At 44.6% G+C, this 19,486-nt stretch carries 16 protein-coding genes and 1 tRNA gene; 8 read left to right on the top strand and 9 right to left on the bottom strand.

Going from position 1 to position 19,486, the window contains the following annotated elements:
• Window positions 1–155 precede the first annotated feature (155 nt).
• The 3 genes from HMPREF0663_RS07025 to HMPREF0663_RS07035 all read right to left on the bottom strand — a co-directional run bounded on the left by HMPREF0663_RS07025 (window position 156) and on the right by HMPREF0663_RS07035 (window position 3,025).
• Window positions 156–1,835 carry a hypothetical protein gene (locus HMPREF0663_RS07025; protein ID WP_016665292.1) on the bottom strand — a complete coding sequence of 560 codons (1,680 nt, stop codon included), beginning with the start codon at window positions 1,833–1,835 and terminating at the stop codon, window positions 156–158.
• 32 nt (window positions 1,836–1,867) lie between these two features.
• Entirely contained in the window at window positions 1,868–2,080 is a 213-nt protein-coding gene (locus HMPREF0663_RS07030; RefSeq protein WP_004368382.1) for a hypothetical protein, read from the bottom strand.
• Between the two features lie 489 nt (window positions 2,081–2,569).
• A complete protein-coding gene (locus HMPREF0663_RS07035; RefSeq protein ID WP_004369662.1) occupies window positions 2,570–3,025 on the bottom strand; it encodes a nucleoside deaminase in 456 nt (151 codons plus the stop codon).
• Window positions 3,026–3,162: 137 nt separating this feature from the next.
• Here HMPREF0663_RS07035 and HMPREF0663_RS07040 point away from each other — a divergent pair, with 137 nt between their 5' ends.
• From HMPREF0663_RS07040 to pyrH, 3 genes are read left to right on the top strand one after another with little or no spacing between them, the layout of a single operon-like run.
• On the top strand, window positions 3,163–3,540 hold the full coding sequence (locus HMPREF0663_RS07040; protein WP_004369663.1) for a YraN family protein: 378 nt from the start codon (window positions 3,163–3,165) through the stop codon (window positions 3,538–3,540).
• Between the two features lie 4 nt (window positions 3,541–3,544).
• Window positions 3,545–4,279: a biotin--[acetyl-CoA-carboxylase] ligase gene (locus tag HMPREF0663_RS07045; RefSeq protein ID WP_004369664.1), complete on the top strand. Its 735-nt coding sequence runs from the start codon at window positions 3,545–3,547 to the stop codon at window positions 4,277–4,279.
• Window positions 4,280–4,296: 17 nt separating this feature from the next.
• A complete protein-coding gene (pyrH, locus tag HMPREF0663_RS07050) occupies window positions 4,297–5,007 on the top strand; it encodes a UMP kinase (protein ID WP_004369665.1) in 711 nt (236 codons plus the stop codon).
• 243 nt (window positions 5,008–5,250) lie between these two features.
• On the opposite strand, the gene HMPREF0663_RS07055 is transcribed toward pyrH, so the two are convergent.
• On the bottom strand, window positions 5,251–6,105 hold the full coding sequence (locus tag HMPREF0663_RS07055) for a Cbp1 family collagen-binding glycoprotein adhesin (RefSeq protein ID WP_004369666.1): 855 nt from the start codon (window positions 6,103–6,105) through the stop codon (window positions 5,251–5,253).
• Window positions 6,102–6,806: a 16S rRNA (cytidine(1402)-2'-O)-methyltransferase gene (gene rsmI / locus HMPREF0663_RS07060; protein ID WP_004369667.1), complete on the bottom strand. Its 705-nt coding sequence runs from the start codon at window positions 6,804–6,806 to the stop codon at window positions 6,102–6,104. Before rsmI ends, HMPREF0663_RS07055 begins: the two co-directional genes overlap by 4 nt.
• An 835-nt stretch (window positions 6,807–7,641) precedes the next feature.
• Here rsmI and HMPREF0663_RS07065 point away from each other — a divergent pair.
• The 3 genes from HMPREF0663_RS07065 (at window position 7,642) to HMPREF0663_RS07075 (ending at window position 9,486) form a co-directional block, all read left to right on the top strand.
• Window positions 7,642–8,235 carry a thymidine kinase gene (locus tag HMPREF0663_RS07065; protein WP_004369670.1) on the top strand — a complete coding sequence of 198 codons (594 nt, stop codon included), beginning with the start codon at window positions 7,642–7,644 and terminating at the stop codon, window positions 8,233–8,235.
• 26 nt (window positions 8,236–8,261) lie between these two features.
• Complete coding sequence (locus HMPREF0663_RS07070; RefSeq protein WP_004369671.1) at window positions 8,262–9,353, top strand: AI-2E family transporter; 1,092 nt, start codon at window positions 8,262–8,264, stop codon at window positions 9,351–9,353.
• 60 nt (window positions 9,354–9,413) lie between these two features.
• Window positions 9,414–9,486, top strand: a tRNA-Lys gene (locus HMPREF0663_RS07075).
• Between the two features lie 708 nt (window positions 9,487–10,194).
• On the opposite strand, the gene HMPREF0663_RS07085 is transcribed toward HMPREF0663_RS07075, so the two are convergent.
• The 4 genes from HMPREF0663_RS07085 to HMPREF0663_RS07100 form a co-directional block, all read right to left on the bottom strand.
• Complete coding sequence (locus HMPREF0663_RS07085; protein ID WP_004369673.1) at window positions 10,195–12,477, bottom strand: GH92 family glycosyl hydrolase; 2,283 nt, start codon at window positions 12,475–12,477, stop codon at window positions 10,195–10,197.
• A 741-nt stretch (window positions 12,478–13,218) separates the two neighbouring features.
• On the bottom strand, window positions 13,219–15,756 hold the full coding sequence (locus HMPREF0663_RS07090) for an outer membrane beta-barrel family protein (protein WP_004369674.1): 2,538 nt from the start codon (window positions 15,754–15,756) through the stop codon (window positions 13,219–13,221).
• A 37-nt stretch (window positions 15,757–15,793) separates the two neighbouring features.
• Window positions 15,794–16,474, bottom strand: coding sequence for a DUF4974 domain-containing protein (locus HMPREF0663_RS07095; RefSeq protein WP_004368028.1), 681 nt, complete (start codon window positions 16,472–16,474; stop codon window positions 15,794–15,796).
• Window positions 16,471–17,001, bottom strand: coding sequence for a sigma-70 family RNA polymerase sigma factor (locus tag HMPREF0663_RS07100; RefSeq protein ID WP_004369675.1), 531 nt, complete (start codon window positions 16,999–17,001; stop codon window positions 16,471–16,473). Before HMPREF0663_RS07100 ends, HMPREF0663_RS07095 begins: the two co-directional genes overlap by 4 nt.
• Before the next feature lie 402 nt (window positions 17,002–17,403).
• Here HMPREF0663_RS07100 and HMPREF0663_RS07105 point away from each other — a divergent pair, with 402 nt between their 5' ends.
• Both HMPREF0663_RS07105 and HMPREF0663_RS07110 read left to right on the top strand, forming a co-directional pair.
• Complete coding sequence (locus HMPREF0663_RS07105) at window positions 17,404–18,513, top strand: DUF3239 domain-containing protein (protein ID WP_004369676.1); 1,110 nt, start codon at window positions 17,404–17,406, stop codon at window positions 18,511–18,513.
• Window positions 18,514–18,806: 293 nt separating this feature from the next.
• Complete coding sequence (locus tag HMPREF0663_RS07110; protein WP_231375155.1) at window positions 18,807–19,349, top strand: outer membrane beta-barrel protein; 543 nt, start codon at window positions 18,807–18,809, stop codon at window positions 19,347–19,349.
• Window positions 19,350–19,486: the final 137 nt, after the last annotated feature.

Consider the following 19,486-nt stretch of genomic DNA (forward strand, 5'->3'; position numbering starts at 1 on the left):
GCTTGCGTTCAATGTTTGATAAATGTCCCGTGACAACCCTTCACGACCTTACAGGGGCATAAGGCACTGCACAAAAGAATGTTGCTAAGGTGTGTAGAGCCTTGCAAATTCGACGGGTAGCGATCGCCCTCATGTATGCACCTGCTTGCGGTTCATTATCGGTCTGCCGGCCATCGTCCGTAATCTCCTTGGCTGCGATTGTCATAACTAACCTGAATGTATTGGTCGGCTCCAATGCTTTGGAGATATAGAGAGTATGCCCTCTTCACGGTTGGCTCTGTGGATAACGTAAAAGGCGTGCTCGACCAGTAGTGGCCATAGTTTCCTATTCCATTCAGGAAATATTGAGCTGGATTTCCGCCAACGAGGGTGCCGTATGAGCCCGTAAGCGGTAGGCAGAAGTAATTTTCTATATCGCTCGGTCTTCCATCTGAGAGCCCTCCGTGGATATCGGCTTCGGCTTTATTGAGGCTTCTTGTGTAGTCGGTACCGTCGGGGGCCTTCTCTTTCAGTTCGGCAACAGTCTTATTCTCGTTCTGGGCGATTACGCTCAGCTTTCTGAACCATACCCTGCCGGAGTAAAGACGCCCCATTGCAGCCCACATCTCTCTATCGTAATGGGGAACACCCCGCTTTACATACCAGCATAGTTCGTTGACGTTGGGGTAGGCAGCACTGCTGTGAGTAGCGACTACGGCAGGGGCAGCCCCGGTAGGATCGGCATAGGACTGCACCTCGTTGTACCAACGGGCGTCGGTATTGTCTTTCGGAATATTCTCACTGTAGTGGTGGTTCGGTATAGAGGGATGAGGTTGTTCGGGGTTAGTGCCATCCCATTCGTAGCCCTTCCATAAGTGTTCAACGGCATCCCACATATAATACTCATTGCCGGGATATTCGTCTACATGCAGGTCTTGGCTGATTAGCTTGTTCTTGCCGGCAGTGAAAGTAACCTTCGGATAGGTTCTTGTGATGGTGCCTTCTTCATTTGTCAGACCGTCCCATACAGAATATTGTATGGTGAAGTTGGTGTACGTGCCCGGGGCGATAGCCATGATGATGTAAGGGCTTGAGGCCGTGATTTCAGACGGAATATTGAACAAGGATGATGTTAGGCCGGGTGTGCGAACTGACTTATATTGGTCGCTGATGGGGCGAGAGCTGAGGTCGATCGTGTCGTTCTTGAAGTCGAACGTACCGCATAGGGCTTGGTCGGCAGACAGAGTAATCATCCGAATTGTTCCCTTCGTAACGGCTTCCTGCGTGGAGTATGGCTTGATGGTGACATAAGAGGCCTTGTGATCAAGCATAAAGGTGTAACGCCCGTCGGGTTGCCGGTGCGCAATACCCGTGGCGCAATCGCCCATTTGGAGATCTGCCGGCTTTTTTACATTGGGCCCCATATAGTTTTGAGTGTTCGGGATAGTTACTTTGTCGGGATAGGTAGAGTTATTACAGCCCATGAAGCGTACGCGATATTCGGGCTCGGTGAAAGTTCCATTGAACCAGAATTTGGCCGTTGGTGTGCGGCCGGTACCTGCAGCATGACCAAGCTCGTAGATGTTGTTCGTTACATCGACTCTCCATTCGGATGTAGCTGTGGGGTTATTCACAAAGAGGCGATCCCTCTCCGTCCAATAAAACTTGACGCCTGTGCCTGTGTATTCGCCTACGACGCGTGTTGTAGGCGGAGTGCTGTTTTCTTCCAATGAAAAGGCAGTGAGACCTTTCGTGTCGGGTTCCTGCTGCCGGTTGTCTGCCGTGTCTTCGCTGGCGCAGGCGGCAAAAAGCAGCAGACCTGCCAGAGGAAGCATTGATAAAATACTTGTTTTCATCGTTTTATGTTCTTTTAATTTTAATGTTCTGTTTACTCTTCCCAAGGGTTCTTGCTGTAGGAGGTGGTACCGATTGTTTCTTCCTCATCGAAGAAGTTGACGCCTTTGGCGTGCATGGGATCGTTGTCGTTACCGGCGTCATTGTGCCCGCCGGAAAATTCTAACAAATGCAGTTCCGTGGCTACGCCCAGCACTTTCGTTTCGGGCCGCACGTAGACTTGTTTCTTGTTTTGTTCTTTGTTCATATATTTATAGTTTTTATGGGTTAATATTCGTCTTACAGCCCACCTGCCTCGCTGGCAAAAGGGCACGATAAAAGAGGCAGGGGGAACTTGCGGGAGCCCTCTGCCTATGCAGGTTGCGGCACGCCTTACGCGCGCGTATGCGAAAATATATTAAAGAGAAGTTACGCCGGTAGCGCCTGTGTGTGTGTGTGTGTGTGTGTGTGTGTGTGTGTGTGTGTGTGTGTGTGTGTTAGCAAATTATTCGAGACGGCCAAATATAATGTGTTAAAAGTTGCGGAGAAACCTATGTTTCTTCGCTCTGCGCCTATACCTTTCTTTATATAAGAGGTATGCGGCCGGCTCGTATCGCCTTTCATCAAATTCACATCTGTAGTTTAGTATACGTGTGCAAAGATATATAAAAAAAACTAAACAACAAACTTTCGACGCATATTTCTTATTCTCTTACGGTCTTCATTGGTGAGGTCGTGGCATTATGGGAGATGAAAACTATCTTTTCGATAGGAAGAATTGTCGCATCAGTTCTCGGCACTCCTGCTCCAAGATACCTGCCGTTATAGTGGCTTTGGGGTGCAGCGCTTCCGGGGCATATTTATGGAAGCCCCGTTTCTCGTCTGTAGCCCCATAAACGATGCGTCGGAGTTGTGCCCAACCGATAGCACCGGCACACATGGTGCATGGTTCAATGGTGACATAAAGTGTACATTCCGGCAGATATTTGCCTCCTAAAGCATCGGCAGCTGCCGTGATAGCTTGCATTTCGGCATGTGCCGTCACGTCATGTAGCGTTTCCGTGAGATTATGCGCCCGTGCAATGATCCTGTCTTTGCAAACGATGACGGCCCCGATGGGTATCTCTCCCGCATCGAAAGCCGCTTTGGCTTCGATAAGCGCTTTCTGCATAAACTGCTCGTCTTTTTGCTGTTGTTCTTTTTCTTTTGTCATGTTGATAATCTACCTGTGTGAACCATGCTTCGAATTCTGCGCTGTGACTGAATGTATCTGGTGCAAAAATACAACATTCTTTTTTGATGTGTGGAATAAAAGTACTAATTTTGCGATAGATAAACCATATTTATAGCATGGCTGCACATAACGAGCTTGGCAAATGGGGAGAAGAAATGGCGGTGGAATACCTGCATGACAAGAGGTATATCATCCGCGAATGCGACTGGAAATTCGGTAAGCGCGACATTGACATCATTGCTCTTACGCCCGATGAGACGGAGGTGGTGTTCGTAGAAGTGAAGACGAGAACTACGGATGAAGTTGCCAAACCCGAAGATGCGGTGGACATGCGAAAGATACGGAGTATAGGGGTTGCTGCCAATGCTTATGTGAAAATGTGCGATGTGGTGGAGGAACTGCGGTTCGATATCATCACCATTGTGGGTACTACTCGCGATAATATGCGAGTGGAGCATATCAAAGACGCATTTAATCCTTTATTGTTGTTTTAAGAGGATGAAACGAACAATCATCAAACTGCAGGAAACTGATTCCACTAATAAATATCTGAGAGGTTTGCAGGAAGAGCCTTCGGCAGACATAACCGTCGTGACTGCTGATTACCAAACGGCTGGCCGAGGACAGGGAGCCAACGGCTGGGAGAGTGAAGCGGGCAAGAATTTGCTGTTTTCTCTGCGCATACACCCTGCTATGGTGTCCGTTTCAGAGCAATTTCTGCTGTCGATGGCGGGCGGATTGGCATTGCATGAAACACTCCAAATGTATGCCGACGGCTTCACGCTGAAATGGCCCAACGATGTTTATTGGCGCGATTACAAGGTGAGCGGCACGCTGATAGAAACGACAGTTGCCCATGGCGGGTTGCAAAGTTGTATCTTCGGCGTAGGCATCGATGTGAACCAGCGCACGTTTCACAGTGATGCACCCAATCCGATGTCACTCTGTACGATTATCGGTCACGAAATAGATCGCGAACGACTATTAGAACAGGTACTCATAACATTTGAAAAATATTACGGTATGCTGTGCAGTGGTGACTATTGTACAGTTATTTCGCTATATCATGAAGCATTATATCGGAAGAACGGGTTTTATAAATATCGCGATGCAGAGGGCAGTTTCGAGGCAGAAATCGTAAAGGTAAAGCCTGACGGACACTTAGTTTTACGTGACCGGCAGGGCATGATGCGCAGCTATGCCTTTAAGGAAGTAGAGTTTATATTGAATTAAAACAACAAATAGAACGTATGGCTAAATTTAAAAGAATACTGCTCAAGTTGAGTGGTGAGAGCTTAATGGGCAGGCAAGGTTTCGGTATCGATGCCGAACGATTGGCTGATTATGCTGCGCAGATTAAGGAAATACACGAGATGGGTGTGCAGATCGGTATTGTGATTGGTGGCGGGAATATCTTCAGAGGGTTGAGTGGTTCGCAGAAAGGTTTCGATAGGGTGAAAGGCGACCAGATGGGCATGTGTGCTACAGTTATCAACTCACTGGCATTGAGTTCTGCCTTGGGGGCGTTAGATGTCAAGTCGAAAGTGCTTACCGCTATTCGTATGGAGCCTATCGGCGAGTTTTACAGCAAATGGAAAGCTATCGAGGCTATGGAGAACGGTTATGTATGCATCTTCTCGGCAGGTACCGGCAGCCCTTATTTCACCACGGACACGGGTTCTTCGCTTCGTGGAATAGAAATAGAGGCCGACGTGATGCTGAAAGGCACGCGTGTGGACGGCATCTACACGGCCGATCCTGAAAAAGATGCTACGGCTGTGAAGTTCAATGAAATTACATACGATGAAATCTATACCCGCGGACTGAAAGTGATGGATCTCACGGCAACGACCATGTGCAAGGAAAATGGCCTGCCCATTTATGTGTTCAACATGGATGTGAAAGGCAACTTGCGAAAGGTGATCGATGGTGAAGACATTGGTACGCTGGTGCACAATTAAAATTAGATCGGATTTTCTCAAACGGATAAAGGGGAAATCCGCTTATTTATTTTTACTTAATTTCTAAGGCAGTTATAAAATCAATGCGTTTGGTTTTATCAAAACGATTAGACGTGAGAAACTAACTTGTTATTCTCTAAATGGTTTATTAGAGAATTAAAACGAACTGTTTAGAAATAAAAATAGTTGAAGAGGCGTGACACTCTTCAACTATTCTTGTATATTCACTATGTAAACGCTATGTTACTTCACAAGGATAACCAAATACTTGCTGGTACTCCAGAATATTTGCGGGTTAGTAATGCGAAGTACATACTGTTTATTGGCATCGCGTGTGAGCGTATAGCTTGACGACGGATGCGTAGTCATAATTTTGGCAGACTTGGTGTAGAGTTTGATTTCTTTGTCTACACGAATATCGATCTTTGTAAAGTAATTTTTATTAAAATTAGATTGCAGTACACGATTATCTTCTATAATACGCTGCTCTTTCAGTTCGTTCTTAGTTCCGAATACATACCATGCCGTGTTCAGCTGCTTGTCTTGATTGCTGATGGTTTCGCTCTTCTGATTACTCTCGGCAGTCAGGTTGCTGACATTTGTATTCAAATTGTTGATGGTTTCGTCCAATTCCGAGATATGAATGTCTTTAGCATCGAGTTCGGCACGCAGTTGTTGTAACTGTTGTTCTTTTTCGTCAAGCTGTTTCATCAGATTGTCAATGGTGGTCTTAAACTGCCCTCCCTTAACACTACTTTCGCGCAATTGCTGACGGAGCTTATCTACAAGCTGGCGATTACGCTTCATAGCAGTGGAAATAAACTGGATATTCTCCTTAATCTGCTGTGTCTTGTTAGTGCCTTCGCCATCTTTAGCAATAGTAACACGATTTTCTGCCTCGTTTATCTCGCGGAAACCTTCTTGGATTTCGTTGAGTGTTCCCAGCATATCGTTAATCTCACTGTCTTTTTGAGCAATGATTTTCTGCAACGAGTCGTTCTGTTCTATATTGGACAATTGCTGAGCTTTATTATCTTGCTTACAGCTTATAACTGCCAACATTGTAAAAATGAAAGTACAAAGCAATAATTTTTTCATATCAGTTCCTTTTTTTGGTTTTTACTTTTTATATCTTTTCCGGCAAGAATAATTACTATCTCGCCCCGTGGTTCGGTCTTAGTAAAATGTTGTATCGCTTCTTGAATAGTGCCACGTATATATTCTTCGTGCACTTTCGATATCTCTCTTGCCACACTGATTGATCTGTCTTCGCCGAAAATCGCAGCAAATTGTTGCAATGTTTTGAGCAGGCGATAAGGCGATTCGTAGAAAATCATCGTACGTGTTTCGTCTTTTAATGCCTCTAAATGGCTTTGGCGTCCTTTTTTCTGTGGTAGGAAACCTTCGAAACAGAAACGGTCGCAGGGCAATCCTGATGATACGATAGCGGGAATGCAGGCCGTGGCACCGGGGAGACACTGTACTGTGATGCCGGCTTTTGATGCCTCGCGAGCCAGATAAAACCCGGGATCGCTGATGCCGGGTGTACCGGCGTCGCTGATGAGCGCAATATTTTGTCCGGCTTTCAGGCGCTCTACGATGACTGCCGAAGTACCGTGTTCGTTGAACTTATGGTGTGACATCAGGCGATTTTGGATACCGAAATGTTTCAACAGTATACCCGACGTGCGTGTATCTTCGGCCAATATCAAGTCTGTCTCTTTCAGAATTCTGACAGCTCGCAGTGTCATATCCTCCATATTTCCCACCGGAGTAGGTACGATATATAGTGTGCCCATATTTGGTAGCAAATATAATTAAATATTCTTCATCGGCAAAAAAAGCATATATTTCTTTGCAATTTTTAAAACGTCTTTGTTTTCGTTGTGTCATTGTATCCTTTTGTTAATTTGCGTTTTACATTATTAAATGAGTAAGTTGCAGGGGTGTTTTTACACGGTTTTAAAGCAGAATAGAAAACAAAAACGGTTATATCAAGTCTAACTTTCTCGCATTACTTATGGCTATTAGAGGTAAAATAACAAGGAAAATAAATTCTTGTATTTTTGCCATTATATTATTGTAGTAATTGTAAACAATTGATTATTAGGTAAATATAGCTGATTTTAATATGAAAGGATGACAGTAACTTTGCCGTCAGCAATCTGTTTTTGTTATCTCTAAAGTTATATTTGTTCTTTGACTTGCTATAAGATATGCTTTGTAAAACTATATTATATCTTCCATATTAAGTATATGTACGGGCGATACAGAATAGCCATAAGGCAAAACGGAAATGTTGCTGACGGCAAAGTCCCTGTCATACTGCCAGTTTGTACATACTTGTAACGACATTGCATTCAGAGGTTTATGTGTATTTTGATGGTGTGATAGTAAAAATAGAAAAAGTGTATGAAAAGATTTTTTATATAAATATGGCTACTTCAGACCACCGTATATCCGAAAAAAGAAGATGGAAAATCTTTGCTAAAGTAGCATGAAAGTCGAGAAAAAATTGTAAGTTTGCAAAAGATTAACAACGGTTTTATGAACCGAAACAAATATAGTTGTACAATAATAAAAGATTACAGCGGGTTATAGGATGATTTACGGTAACTCGTACTTTGTACCGGTATGATGGAAAACTTGACGGGTGAAGCACATCGCCCCGGAAGAATAGAAGTGGTGTGCGGTTCGATGTTCTCGGGCAAAACCGAAGAACTTATTCGCCGTATGAAGCGTGCGAAGTTTGCAAAGCAAAAAGCTGAGATATTCAAGCCGGCGATAGACACGCGGTATTCTGAACAAGATGTAGTGAGCCACGACCTGAATGTTATCAATTCTACTCCTGTTGAATCGTCGGCATCTATCTTGCTTTTATCTTCGGATATGGATGTTGTCGGCATTGATGAAGCACAATTCCTTGACGATGGCTTGGTGGATGTGTGCAATGAATTGGCAAATAGAGGCGTGAGAGTGATTATAGCGGGATTGGATATGGACTTTAAGGGTATACCATTCGGACCAATTCCGGCATTATGTGCCATTGCCGACGAGGTTACGAAAGTGCATGCAATATGTGTAAAATGCGGAGCCTTGGCTTATGTGAGCCATCGGCTTGTACCTAATGACAAACAAGTGTTGCTTGGTGAGAAAACGGAATACGAGCCGCTTTGCCGCGATTGTTATCAAAAGACGTTGCAGGAAGAGAAAACGAAAAATAAATAATTAAACGATGTAAACGAGAAACGGCTATGCTGGAAAAGGAGATTACGTTTGATAGATTTATTAGATTGGCGGGTACGATTTTATTGGTAGGCGCAGTACTCTACGGTGTAAATTGTCTTAGCAGCGTGTTATTGCCGTTCTTCATAGCATGGTTGTTTGCCTATCTGCTTTATCCTATTGTGAAATTTGTGCAGAACAAACTTCGTGTAAAAGTGCGGGTATTGGCAATTCTTATTACCATGTTGTTTGTTATAGGCATAGTAGGCGGAATTTTGTATCTTATTATTCCGCCGATAATAGAACAGTTTGAAAAACTTGGAGACGTGCTTTCGCGATGGATACATCAAACTACGAATACGAATAACATCACAGCTCTTATCCAAAAATGGTTGCAGGATAATCAACAAGAGGTGGAGAAGTTTTTCAGAAGTAAAGATTTCACCGATGCCGTGAAGACCGCCGTACCGCAGGTGTTCTCGTTTGTAGGGCAAACGGCAAGTGTGGTTATCAGTATCGTAGCTTCGTTGATTACATTATTGTATATGTTTTTTATTCTTCTCGACTATGAGTTTCTTACGGAAAACTGGATCAGAATATTCCCACAAAAGCACCGCGCATTTTGGAGCGACCTTATGAAAGATGTAGAGAGAGAACTGAATAATTATATCCGCGGACAATGTTTGGTGGCACTGTGTATGGGCATTATGTTTTGTATAGGCTTTACCATACTCGATTTTCCGATGGCTATAGGCTTAGGAATATTGATAGGTATATTAGACCTTGTGCCTTATTTACACACGTTTGCACTGATCCCTACTGCTTTTCTTGCTATGCTCAAGGCAGCAGACACAGGACAAAGTTTTTGGCTTATATTTGGGTTGGCCGTTGGATTATTTATCTTAATTCAGGCAATTACCGATATGATAATAACGCCTAAGATTATGGGAAAAGCGATGGGATTGAACCCTGCCATACTTTTGTTGTCGCTATCTGTTTGGGGAACAGTCTTGGGATTTATAGGATTGATTATCGCTTTACCGCTAACCACACTGCTCATCGCGTATTGGCAACGGTATGTAACGAAGGAATATCAAATCAAAGAAAAAAGCAAAGAATAATTTGGTTGTTCTAAAAAAACATTGTAACTTTGCATTCGCTTTTGAAAAAGAAGTTGGGAAGATCCGCTAGCTCAGTTGGTAGAGCACAACACTTTTAATGTTGGGGTCATGGGTTCGAGCCCCATGCGGATCACAAAAACGGTAAAAAGGGGATTCTTTCGAGAGTCTCCTTTTTAGTTAATATATCGGCACTTGTGCTCCAACTCGTTGGTTTAGAGGATTTTATGTCAATGTTAAATCCTGTGACCAACGGGAAGTATCGGGATGTGAAAAGCACCATTTGGAATGATTTGTACTACACGTCTGCCAAATGTACTACACATTTATGTTACACAAAAGTAGTTTTTATCACCCATCTCAATCTCTTGGCGACGTTTTCAAAGATCGGTACAAACGTCGCCTACTACATTTTCAGCATTATTATAGTCCACCAAAGTTCTTGCGTAAGCAAGAAACCGAGGGTAAACTTTCTTGAATATCTCACAGAATCGTGATAAACAGATTTCTTCCATAAATTTTTTGTTGCAATATAAGTGATTTCTTTTTTCACGCTTTTGTCAGGTCAAAGTTGATATTTGGCCTTATTCTTGTGTATCTCCTTAAAGTTTTATACTACTTGAAAATATATTATTTTTTTGTTGTTTTTCATTCGATAACACAAAAGTAATGTCCATTTTTAAAAGGTACAAGGAATGAAACAAAAGTTGTTAATGAGAGAGAAAAAACATTTGAAAACCTCCGCCACTTGTGTCTATATCTTTATTATATTATATAAATGAGAAACGGCGGAGGTTTTGTTGATGTACAGAGAGTTGCTTCGGTGTATTTAGCTTGCTATAGTTTACTTTTTGGAGAAAGAGTAAGGTACAGAAGCTGCGGACGTGCCGCGCTGTTTGTTGGGCATGTCAGCCATCGTATATCTAACGGTTGCACCGTTTAGAAGGTCGGTGTGTGTCAGATAATTCTTGTCGTATACGGTTCCGTTGAGGCTCATAGATTGTATATAACGGTTGGTAGGACTGTTATTATCGGCAATGATGGTTACCGTGTTTCCGTTGTCGAGATGTAAAGTTACCTTGTCGAAATACGGTGTGCCGAGTACATACTCGTTAGAACCCGGACATACGGGATAGAAACTCATGCCCGAGAATACATACCATGCCGAGGTTTGTCCGTTATCTTCGTCGCCGCAATAACCGTCGGGATTGGCATTATAAAGGCGATCCATCACTTCGCGAACCCAATATTGCGTCTTCCAAGGCTGGCCGGAATAATCATATAGATAAATCATGTGCTGTATAGGTTGGTTGCCGTGTGCATAGTTACCCATATTCATAATCTGCATTTCGCGTATTTCGTGTATCACACCGCCATAATAACTGTCGTCGAATACGGGTGGCAGATTGAATACTGAATCGAGCATGGCATTGAACGTATCCTTGCCACCCATTAAGTCTATGAGTCCTTGTGGATCGTGGAACACAGACCAAGTGTAGTGCCAGCTGTTGCCTTCGGTAAAAGCATCGCCCCATTTCAGCGGATTGAATGGACTTTGGAACTTGCCGTCTTTGTTTCTGCCCCGCATCAGTTTGGTCTCTTTATCGAACACATTGCGGTAATTCAGCGCGCGTTTCTTAAACGGGGCCAGTTCTTTTTCCGACTTTCCGAGGGCTTTTCCCAACTGATAGATGCACCAATCGTCGTAGGCATATTCCAAAGTACGTGCTACATTTTCGTTGATTTTTACATCATAGGGCACGTACCCGAGCTTGTTATAATACTCGTATCCGAGACGTCCGGTAGAGGAAACGGAAGGATGAACAGCATTGGCGCCGTGTTTTACAGCCTCCCACAGCGTCCCGATATCGTAGCCCCGTAAACCTTTCATATAAGCATCGGTCACAACAGATGCCGAGTTATTACCCACCATGCAGCCACGATGTCCCGGACTGGCCCATTCGGGTAAAAAGCCGCTTTCCTTATAATCGTTTACCAAGCCCTCCTGTATTTTTCGGTTCATCTCCGGATATACTAAGTTCAGCAGGGGGAAGAGACTGCGGAAAGTGTCCCAAAAGCCGGTGTCTGTAAACATATATCCGGGCAATACTTTACCGTTGAACGGACTGTAATGTACGATTTCTCCATCGGCATTTTTCTCGTAAAACATACGCGGAAAGAGTACCGAGCGATACAAACAAGAGTAAAACGTGCGCAAATGATCGATGTTTCGGTCTTCTACTTCTATCTTTCCGAGCGTTTTGTTCCATGTTTCGCGCCCATCGGCACATATACGGTCGAAACTATGTGTGCCCAACTCTTTCAGGTTGAGTTCCGCCTGATCGAAGCTGATAAACGAGGATGCAACGCGTGCATGCACCTGCTCACCGCGCTTGGTTTTAAATCCGATGATGGCACCGGCATGCTTGCTTGCCGTTTCAACCTTATTCTCGCTGATTTTGTTTTCTGATACGACGGCATTGTAAGCAAAAGGCTTATCGAACTTAATCACAAAGTAGTTTTTAAAGTTATCGGGCACACCGCCGCTATTTTTCGTAGTATAGCCGATAATCTTGTTTTCAGACGGTATGATTTTTATATAAGAACCGTTATCGAAAGCATCTACCACGACATACGCATTGTCTGTCTGTGGAAAAGTGATGCGGAAAATGGCGGCGCGTTCGGTGGGGGTAATCTCGGTTGTTACGTCATAGTCGGCAAGATATACCTTATAATAATAAGGTTTAGCAATCTCTGCTTTGTGAGAGAACCACGAGGCACGCTGGTCTTGGTCGAACACAGGCTTACCCGTAACAGGCATGATTGCGAACTGTCCGTAATCGTTGATCCACGGACTGGGCTGGTGTGTCTGCTTGAAACCCCGTATCTTGTCGGCCGAATAAACGTATGCCCATCCGTCGCCCATCTTACCTGTCTGGGGCATCCAAAAGTTCATTCCCCATGGCATAGCTATGGCGGGATAGGTGTTTCCGGTAGAAAGAGAGTGCTTAGACTCCGTACCTACCAGCGGATTAACGTAGTCTACCGGCGCTATCTTGCTGTCTGCATCGGCTGCAAGTGCTGCGAATAGCATCAGTGTAGATAAACAAATTTTCGATAAATTCATAAATATAGGTTTAGTTATAATGTTTTCTATGGCACAAATATACGATATTTTCTTGAAATATATGGTATTTGGTAGCGTATAAAAAGTAAGTGGCAAATAATATATAAGTTCGTGAAAAAAGAATACGGAAAATAAAAAGATACATAATTTGCCGTCTTATAATGGCACAAACAAATAATCGGAAAAATCTATATATTTGTTTTCTTGGTTATCTAAATCATGAGTTGTTATATCATCGGGATGCCATGTAACAGTTACCTAACTCTTTTCGGAAATCGAAATCAGTAACGAATGATACCTTGATTATCAAAAGCTACACTTTATACTCCAACAGAAATATTACAGAATTATTAATAGAGAATTCAAGAAGATTGTAAGAACCAATCGAATTTATACACCTTATGTAGTAAAAATCAATAAGTGGATGCAAAAGGAATAAAATTGTTTATTGAATATATGCAATGGGAAAAATACTATTATTAGCACTCGACATTTTCTGAAAATCGATCATAAACTACACGTAGGAAGCCGTTGTAAATACGATAGGATGCCATTATAAGCCATATACACGGCATTCTTATCTTTCTTAGAATATCTGTATGTTACTATAACACACCCCGAAAAATTTCCCTAACAAGTTATTCTTGCTTAATACTGTTGTCTCTTTTTATTTCTTGTTTTACTCCTTTACCCTTTTACTCAAATATTATAACAAATATACAGGTATAATTTTCCTTTTTTCTACAGTCTTCCTTTCTCGCTTTCCCCTGCTCCTGTACCTTTGTACTTGCTGTCCGTGGTGTTGAAACGGTACGATACCGTCAGGCTTATGAACCTCGTGTCAGTGTATGCCTTGCGGTCTACTGTCATGTAAGCTCCTCTGTATATTCCGCTGTTTCTGTATGTTTTGAAGATGTCTGCCGCCTTGATTCTCACGCTGAGCCTGTCTGCGAGGAATGTTTTGTGCATTGTTAACGATAGTGCGTGCCTTGCCCTGTTGTATGCGGTGAGTTCGTTTCCGGCCGTTGTGCAGTCGTATCTCAGTGCCGCATGTATTCCTCCGGGGAGGTAGAACGTGTTTGAGAACTTGAACGTCCAGTATGGCTTGTCCATCCGTGCTGTAATACCTTCTTGTGAAAGGTCGAATATCTGCCTGCTCATTCCTGCGCTGTATCTGGGATGCCACCGTCCTATGCGCTCCGAATATGTCAACATGAGGTGCAGGTTCTTTCTTCTTTGAATGTTCACGGGTGTGTACAGTATGGCCTTTCCTCCGTATATCCGGTCTATCCATGCCACGTCGTTGTGTACGTCGGCATAGGTGCACAGCATTGTGATTCCCCCGTGCTGTGCCTCCAGCGAGAGCGTGTGTACCTTGGAGAAGCGCAGCAGCGGGTTTCCTCCCTCGTAGATATGCTCGTCTTCGTAGAGCCTGTTTCCCGTGAGGTTCTCGTATGCCGGCCTCTGCGTTCCCGTAGTGTATCCCATTCGGCACGAGGTTCTTCCTTTTGAATATCGTGCCGACAGCGACGGATACCATCCTCTGTATCTGTTGCTCTGTTCGTGGCTGAACACTCCGAAGCGGTAGTACTGCGTCCCTGTATGCTCGTATCTTATACCCGCCGCTGCCGAGAAATCGCCCGCAGTGAGGGCGTATTCGGCAAACATGGCGGATGTCCTCTCCCTTATCTCGTCGTCTGAAATGGACTCAATCCCCCCGCTGCCGGTGAAAATGCTGCTTCTTATGGTCCTTACATGCTCTAATCCCACGCTTACCTTTCCCTTGTAGCATGAATAGGCCATTACGCTTTTGATAGCGAACATCCTTGTGCAGTTGTTGTTCAGCGAGTTTACCGCATACACTCCCTGCTCCTTCTCTATTTGTGAGTCGTTTCCGATCCTGTTGCGCGCATACACGAAGTCTGCGTCGAGATCAATGTTTATCCTCCCCACAGTCCCGTTATAGTACATGCATATCGTGGGCATAGTCCTTCCCTTTCGTTCCATCGACATTCGGTTGGTGTATTTTTCGTCTGTTCCTCCCTGCTGTCTTCCTTTTATTCTGCCGTTTCCCTGCCCTATGGAGTGCATGCGTCGCACGTGGCAGGTAAGTCCTGCGGAGTGTGCGCTGCAGAATTCGTAGTTTATACGGAACCTTCCGCCTAATTTCGATGTCCTGTCGTCGTAGCAGAGCACCGAGTTTTTCTCAACGATCCCCCTTATGTCCCAGTACGTGTCCTGCTCCTGTCTTCGGTGTAACATCGAGCATGTCATGCTTCCCGATATGTCCAGTCCTCCCGTCCGGTAGTTCAGGCTGGCATTCGCGTTCCCGCTTCCGAATCTTCCGATGCGTCCTTCGGTCTCGAAAGTTCCGCTCCATCCCTCTCCCTTCTTCCTTACCGTCCTGATTCTGATGACCGCCGTCACCGCCGCTCCGTAGTGTGCTGCGGGGCTGGCAATCACCTCCACGTTGGCAATCTCCTCCGACTTGAGCAGCGTGAGCTCGTCCCTGTTGAGCACCTTCTTGCTGTTGATGTAGATCACCGGTCTTCCCGCCCTTCCGAACACAGCGATGTGTCCGTCCTCAGCGGTGATGTCCGGCAGCATTCCCAGCACATCCTCGGCCGTCCCTGCATGACTCAGATTCGTTCCCTGCACCCCTGCCACGAGCCCTTCCTTTCCTATTCTGTATGCGGGCCTGTGCGCCTTTACAGTCACGTTCCTCACAGGCACAGTGCTTGTGCGCATCCTTATGGTCCCTACGGCTCCCACTTCTGCGAGATGGTACAGCGTCCTGTATCCCACGCAGCTCACCCTCATGAGTACTCGCGATCTGCTTGTCGGAATGACGAAGTCTCCGCTCTCGTTGCTCACACCGCCGGTTACGAGAGTGGAGTCCTCCGGGTTGAGCAGCGCTATGTTTGCGTATATTACGGGCTGTGCATGCTGGTCAACGATCCTTCCTATGAGCCTTTTCCCTCCTTTCTGTGTGCATTCCACGAAAATGTTGCTCCCGCTGTGGTCGGTAATGATCCGTATGGGATAAAATCCCACTGCGTCTCTGATGGCTGCGGGAATGGTCTTGTTCTTGAAAGAGGTTGTCACCACGAAGTCTTCCAGTTCGTCGAATATGAAGCTGATGCGGTATTCGTCTGACTCTCGGTCTAATGTTTTGAGCACTTCTGCGAGCGATTCTCCCCTGAAGACGTGGCTTACTCGCTGCGGATGTGCCGTTATTGAACTCAGAATGATGTACAGGATGAGTGCTAACTTTTTCATTGTCTGCCTTTGTTTTTCAAGTGCTACTCCCGTTGTGTCACTCCACTACGATTGTATCCCCGATGAGAGAGAGGCGTATGTTCTCGAAATGATTGAACAGAGCCACCACTTCTTCGATCGTCTGTCCGCTGTTCCATCTGAGATAAAGCCTTATAGCCCTTAGCTCCGGCCGTGCGTATCGCACCCCTACATGATATACCGAAGCCACGTCTTCGAGTATTTTCTCGAGCGTTGCGTTGTCGTATATGTACGGTCGCGGACGTGACATGGCAGTGCGCAGTGCCATTCCCGCCGTATCTTCGGGCATGGCGTTGCATGCCGTTCGTACGTCCTGTGGCGGCCTTTCCCCGAGGGCACGTGCGTCGTTGCCCGTTCCTTTTGGATGAAGCATGGCGAATGCCAGCACCGATACCACTGCCAGAGAGGTGACGGACACCACCGCCACTCTCCATGCACTGCGTCTGTGCGTCACATGCGAGCGTCTGAAACGTTGCCATTCCCTCATGGCATCTGGCGTCTGATCTTCCTTGTTCACTTGCTCTGCCGCCATGGCACGTCGTACCTCGCAGAGCTTTTCGTAAAGTTCCCTGCACTCATCGTCTTCGAGCATCTCGTCCTTGATTCTTTCAGGGAAGTCCTCCGGACGTTCTATGAGCTGCAGCAGCAGTTCGAGTCTTGTGTTATCTTCCATAATATGGGGAATTGGTTTCTTATTCATTGTATGGTCTTGTTGTTGTCGTAGCGACCGCTGCGGGGGGCTGAGAACTTTGCCCTCAGCTCCCTCAGCGCCTGAACGACGTGCTTGTTTACAGTAGAAACGCTTATTCCGAGCGCCTCTGCGATCTCACGGTAGCTCTGCCCTTCTCCGTAACGCATTCTCAGTATTCTCCCTGCCTGCGGTGTTAAGTCATGGTCTATGGCATGGAGAAGCTCTTCGATGCGCCTGTCTTCCTCGTCATCCGGCACGACGAGGAGCGGCATCTGCAGCGGATACAGCTTCCTCAGTTTCTCGTCCCGTCCCTTCCGTGCGATCAGGTTGAGACACCTGTTCCGTACGCATGAGAGCAGAAAGGCGTGCTGCGTGTCCTGCTTGAGCGGCGTTCCTTCGTCCCACAGCCTTGCGAAAACCTCGCTTACAACATCTCTGCTCTCCTCGTAGTCTCGTAGGAAAGAGAATGCAAAGCGGTACATCGCGTCATAATGACGTCGGAACATAAGGGCAAAGAGTTTCTCCTTGTGGTGCATAGGTTTTTTAAAGTAATACAAACAACGTGCTGAAATCATCACCCCTTCGTACCTAAAACCTCCAATATTCAATACATCTATCTTTTTTTACGTTGAGCGGTACGCCGTGCGCAATTTCCGTATAAAGTTAAGACAATAATTCAGAATACGGCCAAGGAATAAGAACAAAATGAGACGAATGCATCTGGAATCAATAGATATTATAAATGAAAATGAATTTATTCATAACCAATTTCTCAGTCGGATTGTGTAAAATTAATGGAAAAACAGTATATTTGTACAGATATTATGGTTGGTATAATATTTATAGATTATTATTTCGTTATTAACGAGGTGGTGGAGAGAATATCGCTGGCAAAGCGGCTAATACTGACGGATTATTAAATTAAGATTTATAATAAAATGGAAAATCAGAATGAAACAGGGAGTTCTTTTAACTTCTCTCGGGCCTCAAGGACGAGTGATGTAGAAGTAAATAAGGAGTTGATGAAGAAATATGACGAGCAAAGAGCCATGTTTATGAGATTAAGTTGGCGTCAGTTCGGCTTGTTTCTTATTATGTTTAGTCTTTCGTTAAAGCTGTATGTGGATGCCCATTGGGTATGGGGAACATTGCCGATGCTCATAGCTTTGTTTGCATTGTTTAGGTTTTACATGTATCGCAATGCAGGCGGAAGCTCGGCATATACGAGCGGTTTGCTTGTTCCGGCCATCATCGTGCGAACAAATCCTGTTGAGTTGGTGGCATTGGCAGATGTATGTTGCGATGATACCGGCGAAGAACAATTCGCATACAAACGTTTTGCGGTAAAGAGTTTACCCATGCATAAAGTAGTTGAAGGTGAACGAATTCCCTGTATGGCCTTATTCGGAGGGAGCACAAACGGACAATGGACGAACTTTGAGCCGCGACCGTTGTGCTGGGTAACAGACGATGCGGCTGCTATTAAGCGTAATATCGACCGTATCGAGGAGCGTGAATGGGATATTTTGAGTAAGATTACAGATGATACATCTGCTGCTACAGACGATATCGTGCTGCTTGATATGGATAAACATACGGGCGAAGTAAGGAGAAAAACAAATAAGATAGAGTACGAAGACGTGTCTTTCTGTTATCCCGATTCATGGAAAACAGAAAGGGAAGAGGGGGATAACGGCAGTTATTATATAGATTGTGAAAAGAAAGGCGACGACTCTTCGGAGATCATAACCATAACTGCTGTGTCGGCACAAATAGATGTCTTTGCGAAATTAGAGGAAACTTTAAACACGATGAAGGAGCAGAAAGTGTATCGCAACATGTGTACCGAACCGGTCAGGAATGTATCTTTGGGCGATAACGATGCGATACTTTGCAGCTTTGTCTGTAGTTTTTCGGGCACAAAGTACTTCGGAAGAATTTACATACTTAATGTATCCGGTAAGACATTTACCGTGCTGATGCAGGATGAGGAGGATGCTTTTGAGAATAAATTCAAGTTCTTTACCGATAGCTTTACTATAAAATAAGGTATAAAATAATATTGCCAGCCAGAGGAGGAGGATTGTTGCAGATAGCGAAAGTTCAGCAACAATCCTTTTTAGTTTGAAACTGTTTTTTTGCGTAAAGAACGTATAAAAAGTGTTTATATAGTCGTCTGTCGTGTGAATGTTTGTAAAATAATGACGCTTTCCGCTCTTTTTCTTACCGTTTCTTTGACAGAATATATTACTTTTACGCCGTGCTTGGTGCACGAATAGTAATATAAAAGTCAGGATTTAAGTGTTTAATAAATTAATGTAAACGTAAAAAAAGAATGATTATGAAAAAGTTTTTTATGACTTTGGCTGCTGCTATTATCGCAGTAAGTGCAAGTGCTCAGGTTTATGTTGGGGGTAACGTAGGAATCTCAAGTGTAAAGATTGCTGGCGGAGACAGTGAGACTGCTTATAAATTTCTCCCTGAATTCGGTTACAATATCGATAGAGACTGGGCTGTAGGTATGGTTGTAGGCTGGGGTAAAGGCGATCCTGTAGAGATTGAGGAGCACCTTAAAAATGCCGCAAAGACATTCGAAATCAATCCTTATGTTCGTTACACGGCCTTGCATTCAAAGTATGTAAACGTGTTCTTTGATGGCAGCGTTGGTTATAGGTCTTATAAGAATGTGGGCTCTGAGTACTCTTTCGGCATCAAGCCCGGACTTTCAGTTAATCTGAACGATCGTTTCAGTTTCGTTGCACATGTAGGCTTTCTTGGCTACAAATGTTACGATCCTAAGGCAGACAATACGAAGAACAGCAGTGCATGGGGTGTAGACGTAAATGGAAACAACGTAACATTCGGTGTGTACTACAACTTCTAATTCTGTAAATGATTAGGAAAAATTATTTATATCGATAAAAAACTCCTGCTTGTTCCTTGTGAACGGGCAGGAGTTTTTTGTATAAATGGGCGCTTTGTTACCCAAAGTCTGTTCATATCAGGCGTATGTGTTTAACA

Source organism: Hoylesella oralis ATCC 33269, assembly GCF_000185145.2.
Lineage (GTDB): Bacteria > Bacteroidota > Bacteroidia > Bacteroidales > Bacteroidaceae > Prevotella > Prevotella phocaeensis.